General features: G+C 42.1%; 16 protein-coding genes. 10 read left to right on the top strand and 6 right to left on the bottom strand.

Translation table 11 applies throughout. The features are described from left to right. The first annotated feature begins 65 nt into the window (after window positions 1–65). Window positions 66–1,079, top strand: coding sequence for an asparaginase (gene ansA, locus CHJ_RS04900; RefSeq protein ID WP_171752873.1), 1,014 nt, complete (start codon window positions 66–68; stop codon window positions 1,077–1,079). A 79-nt stretch (window positions 1,080–1,158) separates the two neighbouring features. Here the strand turns inward: ansA and CHJ_RS04895 are convergent, their stop codons facing one another. After that, window positions 1,159–1,443: a YeaC family protein gene (locus CHJ_RS04895; protein ID WP_171752874.1), complete on the bottom strand. Its 285-nt coding sequence runs from the start codon at window positions 1,441–1,443 to the stop codon at window positions 1,159–1,161. Between the two features lie 115 nt (window positions 1,444–1,558). Here CHJ_RS04895 and CHJ_RS04890 point away from each other — a divergent pair, with 115 nt between their 5' ends. Further along, window positions 1,559–2,371: a DUF2989 domain-containing protein gene (locus tag CHJ_RS04890; RefSeq protein WP_171752875.1), complete on the top strand. Its 813-nt coding sequence runs from the start codon at window positions 1,559–1,561 to the stop codon at window positions 2,369–2,371. 113 nt (window positions 2,372–2,484) lie between these two features. Here the strand turns inward: CHJ_RS04890 and msrB are convergent, their stop codons facing one another. Further along, window positions 2,485–2,880 carry a peptide-methionine (R)-S-oxide reductase MsrB gene (gene msrB, locus CHJ_RS04885; RefSeq protein WP_317917022.1) on the bottom strand — a complete coding sequence of 132 codons (396 nt, stop codon included), beginning with the start codon at window positions 2,878–2,880 and terminating at the stop codon, window positions 2,485–2,487. Window positions 2,881–3,217: 337 nt separating this feature from the next. On the opposite strand from msrB, the gene gap reads away from it, so the two are divergent. The 7 genes from gap (at window position 3,218) to CHJ_RS04850 (ending at window position 12,084) form a co-directional block, all read left to right on the top strand. After that, window positions 3,218–4,213 (top strand): type I glyceraldehyde-3-phosphate dehydrogenase, encoded by a 996-nt coding sequence (gene gap, locus CHJ_RS04880; protein WP_171752877.1) that lies wholly within the window; start codon window positions 3,218–3,220, stop codon window positions 4,211–4,213. A gap of 133 nt (window positions 4,214–4,346) precedes the next feature. Then, window positions 4,347–5,228 (top strand): D-hexose-6-phosphate mutarotase, encoded by an 882-nt coding sequence (locus CHJ_RS04875; protein WP_171752878.1) that lies wholly within the window; start codon window positions 4,347–4,349, stop codon window positions 5,226–5,228. 134 nt (window positions 5,229–5,362) lie between these two features. Then, the gene (rlmA, locus tag CHJ_RS04870) at window positions 5,363–6,187 is read left to right on the top strand and encodes a 23S rRNA (guanine(745)-N(1))-methyltransferase (protein WP_317917021.1); all 825 of its coding nucleotides are present in this window, start codon (window positions 5,363–5,365) and stop codon (window positions 6,185–6,187) included. A gap of 137 nt (window positions 6,188–6,324) precedes the next feature. After that, a complete protein-coding gene (locus CHJ_RS04865; protein ID WP_171752880.1) occupies window positions 6,325–6,678 on the top strand; it encodes a hypothetical protein in 354 nt (117 codons plus the stop codon). 230 nt (window positions 6,679–6,908) lie between these two features. Further along, window positions 6,909–7,592, top strand: a complete 684-nt coding sequence (gene imuA / locus CHJ_RS04860; RefSeq protein ID WP_317917020.1) for a translesion DNA synthesis-associated protein ImuA — start codon at window positions 6,909–6,911, stop codon at window positions 7,590–7,592. Beyond that, window positions 7,589–9,001: a Y-family DNA polymerase gene (locus CHJ_RS04855; RefSeq protein WP_317917019.1), complete on the top strand. Its 1,413-nt coding sequence runs from the start codon at window positions 7,589–7,591 to the stop codon at window positions 8,999–9,001. The genes imuA and CHJ_RS04855 overlap by 4 nt, the downstream gene beginning before the upstream one ends. Next, window positions 8,998–12,084, top strand: a complete 3,087-nt coding sequence (locus CHJ_RS04850; RefSeq protein WP_317917018.1) for an error-prone DNA polymerase — start codon at window positions 8,998–9,000, stop codon at window positions 12,082–12,084. The genes CHJ_RS04855 and CHJ_RS04850 overlap by 4 nt, the downstream gene beginning before the upstream one ends. Before the next feature lie 101 nt (window positions 12,085–12,185). Here CHJ_RS04850 and CHJ_RS04845 read toward each other — a convergent pair whose 3' ends face one another. Together CHJ_RS04845 and CHJ_RS04840 are read right to left on the bottom strand one after the other, a co-directional pair. After that, complete coding sequence (locus CHJ_RS04845) at window positions 12,186–13,130, bottom strand: chemotaxis protein CheV (protein WP_317917017.1); 945 nt, start codon at window positions 13,128–13,130, stop codon at window positions 12,186–12,188. A 143-nt stretch (window positions 13,131–13,273) separates the two neighbouring features. Next, window positions 13,274–14,488, bottom strand: coding sequence for an ROK family protein (locus CHJ_RS04840; RefSeq protein WP_171752885.1), 1,215 nt, complete (start codon window positions 14,486–14,488; stop codon window positions 13,274–13,276). A 350-nt stretch (window positions 14,489–14,838) separates the two neighbouring features. On the opposite strand from CHJ_RS04840, the gene pyk reads away from it, so the two are divergent. Then, entirely contained in the window at window positions 14,839–16,284 is a 1,446-nt protein-coding gene (gene pyk / locus CHJ_RS04835; protein ID WP_317917016.1) for a pyruvate kinase, read from the top strand. 78 nt (window positions 16,285–16,362) lie between these two features. On the opposite strand, the gene CHJ_RS04830 is transcribed toward pyk, so the two are convergent. Both CHJ_RS04830 and CHJ_RS04825 read right to left on the bottom strand, forming a co-directional pair. Beyond that, window positions 16,363–17,547 carry a patatin family protein gene (locus CHJ_RS04830; RefSeq protein ID WP_317917015.1) on the bottom strand — a complete coding sequence of 395 codons (1,185 nt, stop codon included), beginning with the start codon at window positions 17,545–17,547 and terminating at the stop codon, window positions 16,363–16,365. Window positions 17,548–17,716: 169 nt separating this feature from the next. Beyond that, window positions 17,717–17,806: a YnhF family membrane protein gene (locus tag CHJ_RS04825; protein WP_171752888.1), complete on the bottom strand. Its 90-nt coding sequence runs from the start codon at window positions 17,804–17,806 to the stop codon at window positions 17,717–17,719. Window positions 17,807–17,993: the final 187 nt, after the last annotated feature.

Raw genomic sequence — 17,993 nt, 5'->3', positions numbered from 1 at the left:
TATTTTTTATATCATCAGTTACGTTATAATCCCGCTCTCTTTCCATCTGAAGATTTTCTATCATCATGATTAAAAAACACATCTATATTGCCTATACTGGTGGCACCATTGGCATGCAAAAATCCAAAAATGGCTACGTTCCTGTAGCAAATTATATGGAAAAAGAGCTTGCCTGGATGCCAGAGTTTCATCGTCCAGAAATGCCTGAATACACTATCCATGAATATGAACCATTGATAGATTCATCAGATATGTCTCCAGCAGATTGGCAGCAAATTGCTGACGATATCAAAGCGAACTACCATAAATATGATGGCTTTGTGATTTTGCATGGCACTGACACCATGGCCTATACGGCATCAGCTCTCTCCTTTATGTTAGAGAATTTAGCCAAACCCGTTATTGTAACTGGCTCTCAAATCCCATTAGCGGAAATGCGTTCGGACGGCCAAGCAAATCTATTAAATGCACTCCACATTGCGGCCAATTACCCAATCAATGAAGTCACTCTCTTTTTTAATAATCAGCTTCTACGCGGAAACCGCAGTACAAAATCTCATGCTGATGGCTTTAATGCGTTCACCTCTCCAAATGAACCGCCGCTATTGGAGGCAAGAATTAACATTCAGGTAAATAGCCACGCCGAAGTCGATAAAAAGCCTCTAGGTGACTTTAAACTGCATGATATTACTCCACAGCCTATTGGTGTGATCACCATGTATCCAGGCATCTCTCATGAGGTAATACGCAATACATTGATGCAACCTGTCAATGCCATGATTCTACTGACCTTTGGTGTTGGCAATGCGCCTCAGAATCCAGAGCTATTAGGGCATTTAAAAGAGGCATCAGAGAGAGGGGTCATCGTGGTAAATCTCACTCAATGTTTAGCTGGAAAAGTGAACATGGGAGGGTACGCTACAGGGTGTGCGTTAGCTGAAGCGGGAGTTATTAGCGGCTTCGACATGACACCTGAAGCTGCGCTAGCTAAATTGCACTTTTTATTAAGTCAAAATTTAAGCTATGAAGAAGTAAAAGTTGAAATGCAAAAAGTACTAAGAAACGAAATGAGCCTGTAAGAACCATCTTGTAATGATGTCAGGCGTCTGCATGAAAAGTGATACTGGCCACATAATAATGTGGCCAACGGCTATCATCTTACGAATCGTGCAGCTTGCTACGAACAATATCGGCTTCTGTTTTAGAGAAGGTTTTTTTTAGTTCAGACTTAGATTTAAAGCTGATTTCACCTCCTGCAGCAACCGTCATATGCTCAGGATTCGTATTATGCTTGGATTGATAAAGCATCATCGCTTGCATGCAATTATCTCTTTGTTCTTGAGATAACAGAGTTCCATCAGGCCATTTGCCTGTTTCAACAGCATATAGTAATCTTTCGTACGCTTCTGGAGTAATGGCATTAACCAGTTGTTCAGTATTCACTTAAAGAGGTCCTGTTCCTTGGAAATAAATCTTTTGTGACGTTAACGGGCAATAAAACTTAGTCAATACTAACACGCTGAAATAGCGTATTTGATCACAGGCACAAGAATAAAATATGAATATTACCCCCCTTATCATAGTCGTCAGTAGCTCAATACTTTTATCTGGTTGTCTAGAAGGTAGAGTCAATACCAAAGAGTTATGCGCAAAAACACCAGCCCTTCGTTGCGAACCTTTGAATATGAATGATGGGCAATGTCGGGTGCCTAGAACCGACCTCGTTTGGCACCGAAAAGAAGTTCTTGCTTCTCCTACTGATGAAAACAAAATTAAAGAGTTTCAATACGTTCATGCATATCAAAAATGTTTGGATCTTGCTGCTCAAATTGAACCTAGCAAAGTCGGCAATAAAAAAGAGCAACGATTTACTGCCCTTATGCATACTTACGATGAAAAAAAGCGCATTCTTGAAGAGCTTAAACAGTCCGACTCACCACAAGCCCTCTATTTCTTGTGGACTCAAGGTGACAGCCACGCATTAAGACAGTTCCTTAAGTTAGAAAACTCCAGACAGGTACAAACCGCAGAGCTGCAATATGCTCTAGCAACCTATTATGTCACCCGAGATAGGGAAAAGAGTATTCGCCTGCTAAATAACGCATTAACATTAAGTGACCCCGATAATTTTAATACTCATATTATTGAATCGTTGGCCAGTACAAACCACGCGTTGAAACGAAAAGAGCATGCCTATATTTGGGTTTTGGTCGGAAAAGAGTTTGAATTACCCGTGGCCTCTGAACGCAACTTAATGGTGTTGTATCAATTTAGTGATGAGAAAAAAGAGAAGCTGAAAAAAATTGCCGATACCATTGTCGATGCCATCGAGGAAGGCAATTACCGTCATTCGCTATTACCCAAGTTTTAACAAGTAAACAACTTCAGACACCAGCAAAATTATGTATTATTTATTTTGCTGGTGTAATTTTTAACCTATTTTGAAAAAAAAATACAAAATGACGGTTAGTTAACAACATTCAGCTATTCATTGGAGAAATTTAACGACACAGAATTAACGCAAAAACGTTCTCCTGTCGTTGCTGGGCCATCTGGAAATATATGACCCAAGTGACTATCACATTGAGCGCAACGTATCTCTACCCTCTCCATACCATGACTTGAGTCCTTCAAGTAACGTATTGCTTTATCATTTATCGCTGCATCGAAGCTAGGCCAGCCGCACCCTGAGTCATACTTATTACGTGAGTGAAATAGCGCTGCCTTACAACATGTACATAGATATTCGCCAGACTCTTTATTGTGTAGCAGCTTTCCAGAAAACGGCGCTTCTGTACCTTGTTGGCGACAAACCAAAAACTCCTCACTAGTCAATTGGTTACGCCAATAATCTTCGCTTTTTTTATCATCAATAGCCATCTTATTTCTACTTCCTTTATTGTCGACCTTTTATACTATGACCCGATTTTGTCACAAAAACTTGCTAAATTGTCAGTTTGTAGCACATACTTTGTCACTCAACGTAATGATCCATTTATTTATGTGAGTAAAAAATTCTTTTTTGGTCAGTAGACAACAGTTTTTCGCGGTAAAAGCACAATTTTTAATCGCTCATAGGTAAATGTTGAAAAAAGCATACGATTTTTTTGACATTAAACAAGTAAAGACCGATTATCTGTTGCAGACAATTACTGGATTCTGTAATTTTACTACCAGTTTATCTTTCATCAGAAATTAAAGTTGTGGAGCAACAATAATGACTATCAAAGTAGGTATTAACGGTTTTGGCCGTATCGGTCGTTTCGTATTCCGTGCTGCAGTAGAGCGCAATGACATCGAAGTTGTAGGTATTAATGACCTTATCGACGTAGAATACATGGCATACATGCTTAAGTACGATTCAACTCACGGCCGTTTCAACGGTACTGTTGAAGTTGAAGGCGGTAACCTAATCGTTAACGGTAAAACTGTACGTGTAACTGCTGAGCGTAACCCAACTGACCTTAAGTGGGACGAAATTGGTGTTGACGTTGTTGCTGAAGCAACAGGTATTTTCCTAACTGACGAAACTGCACGTCAGCACATCACTGCTGGTGCTAAGAAAGTTGTTCTTACAGGTCCTTCTAAAGACGCAACTCCAATGTTCGTTATGGGCGTAAACCACGCGACTTACGCTGGCCAAGACATCGTTTCTAACGCTTCTTGTACTACTAACTGCCTAGCGCCAATCGCTAAAGTTCTTAACGACAAGTTCGGTATCGAATCTGGTCTTATGACAACAGTTCACGCAACTACAGCAACTCAAAAAACTGTAGATGGTCCTTCAGCTAAAGACTGGCGTGGTGGTCGTGGTGCTTCTCAGAACATCATCCCATCATCAACTGGTGCAGCTAAAGCAGTAGGCGTTGTTCTTCCTGAGCTAAACGGCAAACTAACTGGTATGGCTATGCGTGTACCAACTGCTAACGTTTCTGTAGTTGACCTAACAGTTAACCTAGAGAAAGGCGCATCTTACGAAACTATCTGTGCAGCAATGAAAGAAGCTTCTGAAGGTGAACTAGCAGGCGTTCTTGGCTACACTGAAGATGCTGTTGTTTCTCAAGACTTCATCGGTGAAGTACAAACTTCTGTATTCGATGCTAAAGCAGGTATCGCACTAACTGACAAATTCGTTAAAGTTGTATCTTGGTACGATAACGAAATCGGTTATTCAAACAAAGTTCTTGACCTAGTTGCTCACATCTCTAAGTAAGCATTAGTTAAAGACTTTCTTTGAAAGAGTGAAAAGGCGGCCATTGTGTCGCCTTTTTTGTATTTAAATTATGCGACTTGTATAAGCAGATTATTAAGCAAGAAAAGTCATAAAGAGCAAGGAACCAGATACCATGGAAAATCATCCATCGACTGTCAGCGTGTTGGCTGATTGTGTAACCATTGTAGAAATGGACGATATTAAAGTTGTTCGTGTTTCTCACCCCAAGGCAACGGCTGATATCTCTCTTCACGGAGGCCATCTTCTGTCATTTAAACCAGCAGGACAAGAAGATGTCATCTGGTTGAGTGAGAAGGCAGAGTTTCACTCAGATAAAGCCATTCGTGGAGGCATCCCTATCTGTTGGCCTTGGTTTGGCCGAATTGCTGCACCAGCACATGGCTTTGCTCGTACAACTCAATGGCATTTAGTTGAACATAGAGAAAACGATCATGGCGTTATGATCTGTTTAGGGCTAGAAGAAGATGAAAATACATTAGCCGTATGGCCATTTTCATTTCAGGCCAGATTGTATATCGATATTTCCGATAAACTAAAAGTCACTCTTGATGTTCGTAACACTGATGATAAGCCATGGCGTTTTTCTGCTGCATTACATAGTTATTTCAACATCGCCAATATAGCCGACTCTGTCACGACAGGAATGGGGCTAGAGTATCGCGACAGCCTACAAGACGGGAAAATGTGTCAGGGATTACAACAGTTACAGCTGACTGATACCGTTGATCGCGTCTATACAAAACCAACTGAAACCATCCAAATTTCTGATCCACAACATGCTCGAAGCATTGTAATAAAGAACCAAGGGCATAACAGCGCTGTTATATGGAACCCTTGGCAACAAGGTTCACAAGGAATGGCAGATATGGCCGATGACGGCTACCAAACCATGCTTTGCGTGGAGTCTACCTATCACGCGACTAGCCTAGAAACAGGCTTAGAGCTGCAGCCGGAACAGAGCTACCAGTTAAGTACTGAAATATCGGTACAGTAAAGAGATTAAGCATGAGAGTCATAACGGTGTGACTCTCGTGTTGATATCTTTAAACACCTAGCAATAGTGCTCGCATCTCTATTTTACAAGCTTTACAATTCGCGTTTTATCGCTATTTACCATTGAGTTTTACTATGTCTTATCAGTGCCCTTTATGTTCAAACATTTTATATCAATCAGGAAACTGTTTTAAATGCAGTAATAACCATCAGTTTGATATTGCTAAAGAAGGGTATATCAACCTGATTCCTGCCAATAAAAAACGATCAAAAAACCCTGGCGACAATGTTGAGATGATGCAAGCCAGACGGCGATTTCTTGACTCAGGTGCTTATCACCCATTAAGAGAGAAGGTGAGTCAGTTATGCCTTCAATTACTTGAGGAGCAGCTACTTGAAGAGAGTCCAGCTCGGGTACTGGATATAGGTTGTGGTGAAGGCTATTACACTCACCACCTGCAATCGACGCTAAATAGTACCAAGGTATCAGGTATTGATATTTCTAAAGTCGCTATTCGTTATGCGGCGAAACGATACCCAAATTGCGCCTTTGCTGTTGCATCGAGCCAAACGCTGCCATTTTCATCTCAATCTCTCGATTTGGTGCTGCGCATTTATGCACCTTGTAACAGCGATGAATTATACCGTTGCGTTGATACAGACGGTTACATCGTTACCGTCACACCCGCAGCACGACACTTGTTCCAACTAAGAGAGCTGATCTATCAAGATGTAAGGTTACATTCAGAGCACGCTGAAGTTCTGACAGGTTTTGCTCTAGAACATGAAGAGAAGCTCAACTACCCACTCTCTCTCTCTGGCTCAAAGGCTATAGACCTATTGCAAATGACACCTTTTGCTTGGAAAGCGTCAGAACAGCTCAAAGCCTCACTGGCTCAAATGCCCCATTTCTCTTGCGAAGCTGACTTTATGATTCGGATTTACAAAAAATCATCATAAAGCCAAGTGACTCCTGTGTAATATTGGTCTATTTCTTGCTTAATCTTTCCTCTAAACCCTAAGCGGCAATTTTTTTCTAAACATTTTGTCACTTAGGCCGATATTCTATCTGTAAGCATAAATCGTTGAGGCAAGATATGACACCAGTAGGAATGAACACCGCTTCAACCTTGAGTTCAGCTCAAGCTAATACGGCAAATAAGCAGCCGCAAAATCCAGAAGCACAGCAAGCACCAAAAGCACTGCATGTTGAGCAAAATAAAGTCACTCTCTCTGAAGAGGGTAAAGCCTTGCTTGCCGCATTATCACAAATAGACGAAGAGGCAAAAAATGCAGAGGGTGAGCCAAACAAAGTCACTTCCTTTGCTCATGGCGCTCTGGGCTTAGATCGACCAGAAGAAATTGAAAAAGAAGAAGATACTAGTTACTCCGCAGGACAATATGTTAAAGGCGCATTGTCTGTTGGTGCTATCTTACTTGCTGTACTCTAGCTAGAATAATCTGACTCTATTGATACTTCATCACTAGTTGCTCTCGCAACTGGCCGCTTCCCCATTGCTTCTATTTTCAATTAATCATGCTTAATGGCCAATTCTTGCCGCCTACCTTAGTACTATTTTTTCTACACTAGGATCTGTTGACCTTCTGCGACGATTTGATCTTGATCCTTTATCTCGATCAATTATACTGTATATACGTACAGTACATTTTCGAGGCGTACATGCATCCTGTTATCGATTTACTTCAAACTAAGCAGTTGATTTGGCGAGGAAGCCAGCAAAAGATAAATGCCACTACGCACACATCTGGCTATAGTGAATTAGATAAACAGCTTAAGGGTGGTTTCCCTACCTATGGCGTGATTGAAGTTAACTCTCCGCAAGGTATTGGCGAGCTACGATTGCTAACACCCTATATAAAGCAAAAAGGACAACAACGCCTTTCTGTTTTTATTAATCCTCCGGGTTATCTCTGTAGCGAATACTTTGTTCAACAAGAAATAGAGTTAAATAAGTTAATATTGCTATTTCCTAAAACAGCCAAGGAAGCGCTATGGGCCGCAGAGCAATGTCTTAAAAGTGGCAGTTGCGGTAGTGTCACACTTTGGCATCCTTCGTTAGAAATCCACCAAGCAAAAAGATTACAAGTTGCCAGCGAAACTGGCCAGTGTCTAAACTTCTTATTTAAAATGGATACCCGTTGTCAACTGACCTTACCCATTTCACTTAGCTTAACCTTGCAACCAGACAGCAATGGTTTAACTGTCACGGTTCACCGACGAAAAGGAGGCTGGTTAAAGACCCGTTTCACTATTGATGTCCATCAGAAGTGGCCTCACCTTGCTCCTTACACACACACCAATAGTGTTATCCCATTTCCTATTGGAAATAGGGGCACAGCATGACGCTCTGGTTGTACTTACACTTCCCTACTCTACAATTAGACAGCCTCTTTTCTGATATTCAGCAGGCCCCAATTTGCATTTTAAATAAACAGTACATTGTACAAATAAATAGCGTAGCAGAAGAGAAAGGAATAAAGCTTGGCATGGGATTAGGTAGTGCGGCATCACTGTGTGCCGATCTACAAGTACACCCTTATAATCAACAAGTTGAAGAGCAGAAATTAACCGAAATTGCTCACTGGCTTTATATGGTGACCTCCGATATCTCTCTGTTTTCCCCTTCAGGAATATTGCTTAAAGTGAGCAATATGCTGACTCTTTACGATGGCTTAGCTTCCTACTGGAGTGTGGTTTTTGAGCACCTTACAAGCTTAAATATTCAGTTTAGTTTCTCAACAGGAAGCTCTCCTTTATCCGCAAAATTACTCGCACAACAACAAATTAACCGTATCTCTGATGATCCCATCTGGTTACAAAATACATTAAAGCAACAACCACTGCATGCTACCGAGCTAACAGATAAAACTGTCGAGCAACTAAATAGAGTTGGCGTTCGCTATTTACAAGATTTACTCACTTTAGAGCTAGCAGATATCGCGCGCCGATTTGATATTGAGCTGGTTAATTATATGGGCCGTTTAACCGGACAACTTAAACACCCTGTAAGCAACTATCATCCCGCTGAGACATTTAAACGTCACCTTGAATTGTTATTTGAAATCGATAATGTTCAATGGTTAATAAAGCCTCTATTTACACTATTAACTCAACTAGAGGCATTTTTACTTCTACGGGATAAAGTCGCCTACCAACTCACCTTACAGCTGCATCAAAGAGGTGACCTAACGCAGAGTGTGACTTTTTCCTCCGCTCAAGGAGATTATCTTGCCACTAAATGGCAGCAGTTAAGCAAGCTAACTCTTGAGTCCTGCACTTTAAATGCCCCTATTACTGCAATTACATTGTATGCGACACAAACCCATCAAAAACAATCTGATGGCCATGATCTATTTGACGGTCAACAAGGGCAAACTTCACCGCTAGAGCTAATTAGCATTCTTCAAGCCAAGTTAGGTAAAGAGCAGGTCACAGGTGTGAGTAAAACCAGAGATCCTCGACCAGAGTTAGCCACTCGACTCTCTGTACCTTTTGCTCCGCAACACGATGATCAGAGAGTCGACCAATCAGAAAAAACAGCCTCTGCTCGTCCCAGTATCTTATTCCCTTCCCCTGTTCCTCTTGCTGAAAAGGTCACTATATTACAAGGGCCAGAAAGGCTCACAACAGGCTGGTGGGATGCAGAAACAATAATGCGAGACTATTTTGTGGCCAAAAGTGATCAAGGGCGATGGCTATGGGTTTTTCGTGATCAACAAAAACAGTGGTTCATCCACGGACTATTCGCATGAGTGACAGTAATCCTCAATATGCTGAACTATTTTGCCAAAGCAACTTCTCGTTTTTAACGGGCGCCTCTCATGCAGAAGAGTTAATTACTCAAGCCAATTTTTTACGCTATTCTGCTTTAGCTATCACCGACGAATGTTCTCTTGCTGGCGTGGTAAAAGCTCATGCCACCATTAAAAACCACCATTTATCCATTAAACTCATCATTGGTAGCATGTTCTGGCTCAGTGCCGAGTGCCAAATTGTACTCCTGTGCCCAAATCAGCAAGCTTATACCGAACTGTGCCGTATTATTACCAATGCCCGAAGACGAGCAGAAAAAGGAGAATACAACTTATCTGAATGGGACCTAATGTCATTAAAACACTGTTTGATCATTTGGTTACCTTGCCATAAACACGCCGACCTTCATTGGGGAGACTGGCTTAATAAACATCATAAAAAACGGCTATGGATTGGAGTACAGAAGCATTTACAAGGAAACGACAGAGCGTATTCAGCTTACTGCCAGTCACTCGCTTCACAATTTGATCTAGCAATAACTGCTTGTGGGGGGGTGTTGATGCACAGTGCTACCCGCCAACCATTACAACATACGCTAACGGCCATCCGCGAAAACAAACCCATCAGCGAAATCAAACACCAACTACTGACAAATAGTGAAAGAAGTCTCAGACCAAAAGAGAAGTTAGCCAAAATCTTTGACCAAAAATGGTTAAATGAGAGTAACAATATCGCTCAGCAATGCACTTTTTCTCTGGATACACTGCGCTACTGTTACCCGTCAGAGTTGGTTCCTGACGGTTATACACCGATGAGTTACTTAATCGAACTGGTAGAAAAAGGCAAAAAAGCCCGTTTTCCCAACGGAGTGCCTAATGACATTGATCAGCTACTCACTAAAGAGCTCAACCTTGTTGAAGAACTCGACTATCCCTTTTACTTTCTGACCATTCACGACATCGTCATGTTTGCCAAAAGTCAGAGTATCCTTTATCAGGGAAGAGGGTCCGCGGCCAATTCTATTATCTGTTACTGCTTAGAGATCACCTCCGTTGATCCTAGGCAGATATCGGTACTTTTTGAACGTTTCATTAGTAAAGAACGTCAAGAACCACCCGATATCGATGTGGATTTTGAACATGAACGGCGTGAAGAAGTTATCCAATATATCTACAAAAAGTACGGAAGAGAGCGTGCTGCGCTAGCCGCTACCGTCATTAGCTATCGTTTTAAAAGTGCTTTGCGAGATGTAGGCAAAGCTTTAGGCATATCTGAAACCCAACTGGATTTTTTCATTAAAAATATAAACAGACGCGATCGCTCCCTCGGTTGGCAAGCGCAATTAACGGAGTTGGGTATAAAGCCTGACTCCTTAAAAGGACAGCAACTTATCCAATTGGTTAATGACATTATCGGCTTCCCGCGTCATCTTTCTCAGCACGTAGGCGGTTTTGTCATTTCTGCCGGCCCATTATATGAATTGGTTCCCATTGAGAACGCCGCCATGCCCAATAGAACCGTCATTCAATGGGATAAAGATGACCTAGAAAGCCTTAAACTACTAAAAGTGGATATTCTGGCACTGGGTATGCTCACCGCCATTAGAAAGTGCTTTGATCTTATTAAACAACATAAAGGTGAAGAGCTTACGATTGCAGATATTACCCGAAAACAAGATGACCAAGCGGTTTACAAAATGCTGCAAAAGGCCGACACCGTGGGCGTATTTCAAATAGAATCACGGGCACAAATGAGTATGTTGCCGCGCTTAAAACCTCGCTGCTATTACGATTTAGTTATCCAGATAGCCATTGTGCGTCCAGGCCCAATTCAGGGGGATATGGTGCACCCTTTTCTAAAGCGTAGAGATGGATTAGAAGCGGTCACTTATCCATCTGAAGAGGTCAAAGAGGTGCTTTCTCGAACCATGGGGGTGCCTATTTTTCAAGAACAAGTAATTAAGCTCGCGATGGTTGCGGCAGGTTTTTCTGGTGGCGAAGCAGATCAGTTGCGACGAGCAATGGCCTCATGGAAAAAAAATGGTGATCTATTTAAATTTAAATCCAAGCTCATTAACGGCATGCTGGATAGAGGCTACCAAGCCGAATTTGCCGAACGTATTTTCGACCAAATATGCGGTTTTGGTGAGTATGGTTTTCCGGAAAGTCATTCAGCATCGTTTGCTGTCTTAGCATACTGTTCTGCATGGTTAAAACATTACCACCCAGAGCTATTTTATACTTCGTTATTGAATAGCTTGCCAATGGGCTTTTATAGCGCCTCTCAGCTTATTCAGGACGCCAAACGACATCACGTTACTGTCTTGCCCGTATCGGTTAACCACTCTCAATACATACACTCAATCGTACCTTCAGCACAAGGCTATGCTATTCAGTTAGGTTTAACACTGATTAAAGGGCTATCTCAAAAAGGGGCCGAGCAGCTACTTCACAACCGACCAAGCCGTGGCTTCACCAGCAGTCAGCAGATAAAACATATTGGACTGAACAAAAAAGACATTGCCGCCTTAGCCTCAGCCGATGCGCTAAAAAGCCTCAGTGGAGACCGTTATCACACTCGTTGGCAAGTTATGGACTCTATACATGACCTGCCTCTTTTTCAGTCGCAGCAGGCTTCTTCTGAGCCATTTTTGTTTACAGAAAGTCCAACAGAAGCACTACTCGAAGATTACGCAGCAACAGGACTATCGTTAGATCAACATCCCATCACTATATTGGATAAAGCGCAGAAATTAGGTCGGTTCACTCGGCAAACGGAGCTATTAAACAGAGCACACCGCTCTATGGTCACGGTTGTTGGGGTCGTAACAGGAAGACAATCTCCGGGAACAGCAGCAGGTGTCACCTTTTTTACCTTAGAAGATGACACAGGCAATGTTAATGTGGTGGTTTGGGCTAAAACAGCAAGAGCACAAAAGCAGAGCTATTTAACCGCTAAAATACTTAAAGTGGACGGTATTCTCGAACACGATGGACAAGTTACTCATGTCATTGCGGGTAAGCTAACGGACCTGACAGAATCCCTAAATGGCTTGATCACTTCATCCCGAGATTTTCATTAAAGAATCGTTTTATAAAAAGCTACACAGCCCTTATTGAACCTTGATCAGGCCGTCTTCAGATTGAGAAAATGTGTGTTCGAAAAATCGGCGGTTGCCTCGTCCTATAGACCCAATATCTGTTTCATTCTTTGCTGGGCAACATCCACCAGCAAATCCGGTTGGAACTTAGAAATAAACCGATCGCAACCCACTTTTTTCACCATGGCTTCATTAAAGCTGCCACTTAATGAGGTATTTAAAGTGATGAACAGATCACCCATTCTAGAATCATTACGAACTTCATGAGTTAGACGATAACCGTCCATTTCAGGCATTTCAGCATCAGTAATCATCATCATGATCTCATCCGTAACGGTTTTACCTTCATCACACCAACCTTTTAACAAGTTCAGCGCTTCTAACCCGTCACTACACTCAATAATATTGATACCTAACTGTTCTAAAGTGCCTCTCACCTGCCCACGGGCAGTAGAAGAGTCATCGACAATCAACACATTTCGTCCAATCATCTGCTGAGACAGCTCTTCGTCTAACACACCTTCAGAGATTGAAATATCGTAATCAATAATCTGTGCAAGAACTTTCTCTACATCGATAATTTCAACAATTTTCTTATCGCCTTCATCTTCAATCTGAGTAATGGCGGTTAGGTAGTTTGCCTTACCTGCTGTTTTAGGTGGAGGAGCAATTTCGGTCCAAGCTGTATTGACAATATTTCTTACTTGACCAACAAGAAAGCCCTGAACACTGCGGTTATACTCAGTGATAATCAGGTTTTGTTCTTCATCAGGGTGCATTGGACGAAAGCCGATTGCCGCTCGCAGATCTATCACTGGAACCGATTCACCACGAAGAGAAGCCACGCCAACCACATGACCATGTGCTCCGGGCATCTTAGTCAGAATAGGCATCTTAAGTACTTCTTTGACCTTAAATACATTAATCGCAAACAGTTGCCGATTGTTTAATTTAAACATCAAAAGCTCTAAGCGGTTTTCACCAACTAAGTTCGTTCTTTGATCGACAGTACTTAATACTCCGGACATACGGCTTCTCACTGAGTCTTTATCTGTGGGTTAGATTTAAAAACAAAACAATACAATAAGCAAATAATTAATAACTACATGCATAAAACATATATATCAGTATCGTTCATATTTTTAAGATAGTGTACCAAATTACGAATAAATCAACCTTCCACTACTTTCATCAACAATTGCCCGTCATACATGGCTTGTTTGATTAATGCTGCACCTGGCATGGTTGCTTGCTTATAAAAACGGCTTTCAACGATCTGTAACTCTTGGTGATAAGCGGCAATACATTGCTGTTTAACACACTGTTCAATAGCAGGGTAAAGCACTGACTTTGCTCTATTAATAACCCCTCCTATCAATATCTTCTCTGGGTTAAATAGATTCACCACTATGGCTATCGCTTTACCCAAATAAAGACCAAGGTTCTCAATAACTTCCACCGCTAAAGGGTCCCCTTCAGCCGCAGCGGAACAGATATTTTCAATGGTGATACGATCAGGGTCAATGGAGGAGTCCTCTCCTGCGCTCAATCGCTTGGCAACTTGATCTCTAATTGCTTGTGAGCTCGCCAATGTTTCAAGACAACCTCGGTTACCACAATGGCAAAGCTCACCATTTGGATCTATTTGAATATGTCCCAACTCACCGATATTACCATGGCGGCCTTGCAATACTCTGCCGTCTAGCACTATTCCCGCTCCAACACCATGGTGGATTGAAATCAGAATCGAACTTTCATTCTCTTTTGAATGGCCAAATAGTTTTTCAGCTAATGCCCAGGCCCTTGTGTCGTTGGCAATAAATACCGGCAGCCCCGTAGACTCATGAATTTCAGGGCCCAGAGGCAAATTTTTGACATTATAGTGAGGCATCTGTAAGACAATGCCTTTCTCTGGATTCACCAAGCCAGGCAACGTCACCGCAATGCTGGTTACCCGATCGAGTTGATCAGAATACGTTTCAAAGAACTCATCAATCTCATGAAGTAAACGAGCAAGTACGTCCTCTTGCTCTATTTCATGAATATCAATTTTAGTATCGATAAGCACTGAGCCACCATGCTCGTGCAAAGCAATAACGAGATAACCTCGACCTAAACGAGCCGATAAAAACTGCCAGCCTTCATTGTCAGTTTGTAAACCCACAGCAGGTCGCCCACGACTTGTCGCTTCTTGTACCGTTGTTTCATGAATGAGGTGTGCATCAATCAGTTCACGAGTGATTTTCGTGATACTTGCAGGAGCTAACCCACTGACTTTAGAAAGATCAATGCGAGATATTGGCCCGTTTAAATCTATCAATTTATACACACGACCAGCATTGACCTGCTTGATATGGTCAATATGGCCAGGTTGAGCCATGTACATTTTACACTCCAAAATGACGTCGTTGGCTAATTTTTTTACTTTGCGAACTAATTGTGAAGTCACTTGATAGATTGCCGTGACGGGTATCACGCACAAAACTAATTTAGCCAATAAAAGCGGAAATAGCGGCGATTAAACCAAAGTAATTATTGATCTAAAACAGGTTTTTTTTAATCATGAAAAATCTTTTTACAACACCGTTTTACCCAGTGTTCTGCAATTACTGGATTGAGGCGCACGCTAAGAATCAAGTTTCATCGGTTAGGCGACTCAACAAATCCTAATCTGGCTAAATAGCACATAATCGCCATATACTAAGTAGTACATAATGACGCCACAGGAAGAAAAATATGAGCAAACGGTTAAGAAGAACAAAAATTGTTACGACTCTAGGACCCGCAACGGATCGCGACAATAATTTGGAGCGCATTATTCAGGCAGGTGTCAACGTAGTAAGAATGAACTTCTCTCATGGCAGCGCTCAGGATCACATTGACAGAGCCCAACAGGTACGCTCAATTGCCGCTCGACTAGGCATGCACGTTGCCATTTTAGGTGATTTACAAGGGCCTAAAATTCGGGTGTCTACCTTTACAAATGAAAAAGTCATACTCAACAAAGGGGACAAATTTACCCTAGACAGCGACCTTCCAGCCGGCCAAGGGGATCAAGATGTTGTTGGCTTAGACTACAAAGAGCTACCGCAAGACGTTGTTAACGGTGATGTACTGCTATTAGACGATGGTAGAGTTCAACTTAAAGTCATCTCAGTAAAAGGCAACAAGGTACATACAGAAGTCGTGATAGGCGGCGCGCTCTCTAACAATAAAGGAATCAACAAACAAGGAGGCGGCCTCTCAGCGGACGCACTTACCGATAAAGACAAAAACGATATTTTAACTGCGGCAAAAATCAAGGTGGACTACTTAGCCGTTTCATTTCCGCGTAATGGTGAAGATATGAAGTACGCCCGCAGACTCGCCCGAGATGCAGGCTTAGAAGCAAAACTCGTCGCCAAAGTAGAGCGAGCGGAAACGGTGGCCAATGTAGAGAACATTGATGACATTATTTTAGCATCCGACGCCATTATGGTCGCTCGTGGCGATTTAGGGGTAGAGATTGGCGATCCGGAATTAATTGCAGTGCAAAAACAATTAATTAGCCGTACCCGAAGTTTAAACCGCGTAGTGATCACTGCAACGCAAATGATGGAGTCCATGATCACGAATCCTATGCCTACCCGAGCTGAAGTGATGGACGTCGCTAACGCCGTGCTGGATGGTACAGATGCCGTTATGCTATCGGGAGAAACCGCCGTCGGTGCTTATCCAATAGAAACGGTCGAGTCGATGGCAAGCGTCTGTATGGGAGCAGAGAAAATGCCATCGTTGAATGCATCCAGCTACCGTATAGATAGTCAGTTTGACTCTACAGAAGAGACCATTGCCATGGCGACCATGTACGCGGCCAATCACCTTCATGGCGTGAAAGCGATGATTACCCTAACTGAATCAGGCAGAACGCCATTGATGATGTCTCGCTTAAGTTCCGGGCTTCCTATCTTCGCCTTATCTAGAAACGAAAGCACCTTAAATAGAGCCTCACTCTATCGAGGAGTCACACCTGTATTTTTTGAATGTCAGGCCGATGCAGGGATTACATTTGCACAAGAAGCCATTATCACATTAAAAGAGAAAGGTTTAGTGGACACAGGGGATAAAGTCATCATTACTCAAGGTGATGTTATGGATATCATCGGCTCAACTAACTGCATGCGTATAATGTCAGTAGAATAATTCTCCGTTTATCACTGTAAACCCTAACAACTAATTTATGTTAGGGTTTTCATCACCATGTACTCAGCTTCAGCACGATTAACTTAATTTTTTAGTCAAAGAAAACTGTTCAATAAAATGATAACCCGCATCTAAGCCAAGCTGATAGTCATGTAATAGCTCCTCTTTCTTGCTTAATAACGCTGATGATTTCAAAGGTTGCGCTGGGCAAATCTGTACAATAAAACAATCATCCGGTGGATTAAGCAAAAACTGTTGGGTTAAAGCATACGTTTGGTAATGAACCATCAAATAATCGGCCAAGCCTGAATCAAATTTGTCCCCCAGCAGATGACTTAAACGATAAACATCGTCACCACCAAACAACCAACGACCACCATTTAACAAGTCAAGGTGCTTGAACGACATTTTCTTCTGTTTGGACTTATCTATTTGTTCCTGCCAGAACTCACTCCACTCCCCTTTCCACTTATTCAGAGTCTGTTCCCAGTGCTGCTGCACAAACAACAGAGGATCAACTTCATCGGTTCTCTTTTCTGTCGTGATGTTTTTAGCAAATAGATCATTATTACCAACAGCGTCTTTGCTAATGAAAAAAGCATCACCATTCTGCTCTGGTTCTTCAGCCACATCCGTCCGAATTACCATTATGTTACGATGGCCTTGCCTCCACGCTTCTTGAACAGGAATCGCAGCAGTAACACCACCATCAACATAACTTTTCTCTGCAATAGAGACCTCACCATCATACAGCGCGGGTATGGCGCATGTCGCTCGCATCACATCAAACCACTCTTCCCCTAGAATCGGCAGGTATTCATCACGAATATGAGAGACTTCCGTAACAGAGGCATACGCTCCTCGATCCGCCAATATCATTCGGCCTAAATCCAAATCAAGTTTATAAGGGAACTGGCTAATTTTACGTATTGCCCAGTCGATATCCATGCTCTGTTTACGCCGAATATAACTAAACAAATTAAAGAATTGAGGGTCAGTGGTAAGATCCACTAAGAATGATTTGCCAAGTCCCGTTTGGCGACAAAGATAAGCACAAATATTCAATGCGCCAGCAGAGGTACCATAAAATACATCAAAGGGATCAAAATTAGACAAAATAAACGCATCTAAAACCCCAGAGGTAAAAATACCCCGCTGCCCTCCACCTTGAGCAATGAGAGCAGAGGAGCCATTGATGTATTTCGCATATTTAGCGTGTTGCAAAGTGGAGTGGGTTCCACTAACAACGCCCCGATTGGACATCCCCCCTCCTTAATTCTGACGATTTGACGTCTGCAATGCCTAATTTACATTAATGATGTTTAGGTTATGAATCTCTCTCTTAAAGTAACTTCAGCTACTTCTATCACGAGAGTACATTAGCTTCTGATCAAGACACCGGCATGCAGCTATCACCGCGATTTGGCATCAATCAACTGACTACGGCAATAACACCCGACACGATAATTAAAGAAAATGCTGCAACAACAATAGACAGTGCCAGTTTTAAATCGTATTCCATTACGTTTCCTTACTTAAAAATAGACGCCCCTTCATTTGCATAATCAAGCTGTTGAAGAAGTCGTACCGTTAATAAAAATATCTCTCTTAATAAACATAATTCATATAACAGAGAAACCCCAAGAGCAAACAAATCAATATGCAGTAAAAATCACACAAAACTTATCGTCTATGCCATCTCTGAGCTT

Source organism: Vibrio sp. MACH09, assembly GCF_033238805.1.
Lineage (GTDB): Bacteria > Pseudomonadota > Gammaproteobacteria > Enterobacterales > Vibrionaceae > Vibrio.
The sequence above is the reverse complement of the archived record's forward strand: the minus strand, read 5'-3'. Positions and strand labels throughout refer to the sequence as shown.

Bases quoted from the DNA above. Each gene is read 5' to 3' on its own strand.
- CHJ_RS04875 (WP_171752878.1), top strand. From the start codon at position 4,347: ATGGAAAATCATCCATCGACTGTCAGCGTGTTGGCTGATTGTGTAACC.
- msrB (WP_317917022.1), bottom strand. From the start codon at position 2,880: ATGGCTATTGATGATAAAAAAAGCGAAGATTATTGGCGTAACCAATTG.
- imuA (WP_317917020.1), top strand. From the start codon at position 6,909: ATGCATCCTGTTATCGATTTACTTCAAACTAAGCAGTTGATTTGGCGA.
- pyk (WP_317917016.1), top strand. From the start codon at position 14,839: ATGAGCAAACGGTTAAGAAGAACAAAAATTGTTACGACTCTAGGACCC.
- rlmA (WP_317917021.1), top strand. From the start codon at position 5,363: ATGTCTTATCAGTGCCCTTTATGTTCAAACATTTTATATCAATCAGGA.
- CHJ_RS04850 (WP_317917018.1), top strand. From the start codon at position 8,998: ATGAGTGACAGTAATCCTCAATATGCTGAACTATTTTGCCAAAGCAAC.
- CHJ_RS04840 (WP_171752885.1), bottom strand. From the start codon at position 14,488: ATGTACATGGCTCAACCTGGCCATATTGACCATATCAAGCAGGTCAAT.
- CHJ_RS04890 (WP_171752875.1), top strand. From the start codon at position 1,559: ATGAATATTACCCCCCTTATCATAGTCGTCAGTAGCTCAATACTTTTA.
- gap (WP_171752877.1), top strand. From the start codon at position 3,218: ATGACTATCAAAGTAGGTATTAACGGTTTTGGCCGTATCGGTCGTTTC.
- CHJ_RS04855 (WP_317917019.1), top strand. From the start codon at position 7,589: ATGACGCTCTGGTTGTACTTACACTTCCCTACTCTACAATTAGACAGC.
- ansA (WP_171752873.1), top strand. From the start codon at position 66: ATGATTAAAAAACACATCTATATTGCCTATACTGGTGGCACCATTGGC.
- CHJ_RS04825 (WP_171752888.1), bottom strand. From the start codon at position 17,806: ATGGAATACGATTTAAAACTGGCACTGTCTATTGTTGTTGCAGCATTT.
- CHJ_RS04865 (WP_171752880.1), top strand. From the start codon at position 6,325: ATGACACCAGTAGGAATGAACACCGCTTCAACCTTGAGTTCAGCTCAA.
- CHJ_RS04830 (WP_317917015.1), bottom strand. From the start codon at position 17,547: ATGTCCAATCGGGGCGTTGTTAGTGGAACCCACTCCACTTTGCAACAC.
- CHJ_RS04845 (WP_317917017.1), bottom strand. From the start codon at position 13,130: ATGTCCGGAGTATTAAGTACTGTCGATCAAAGAACGAACTTAGTTGGT.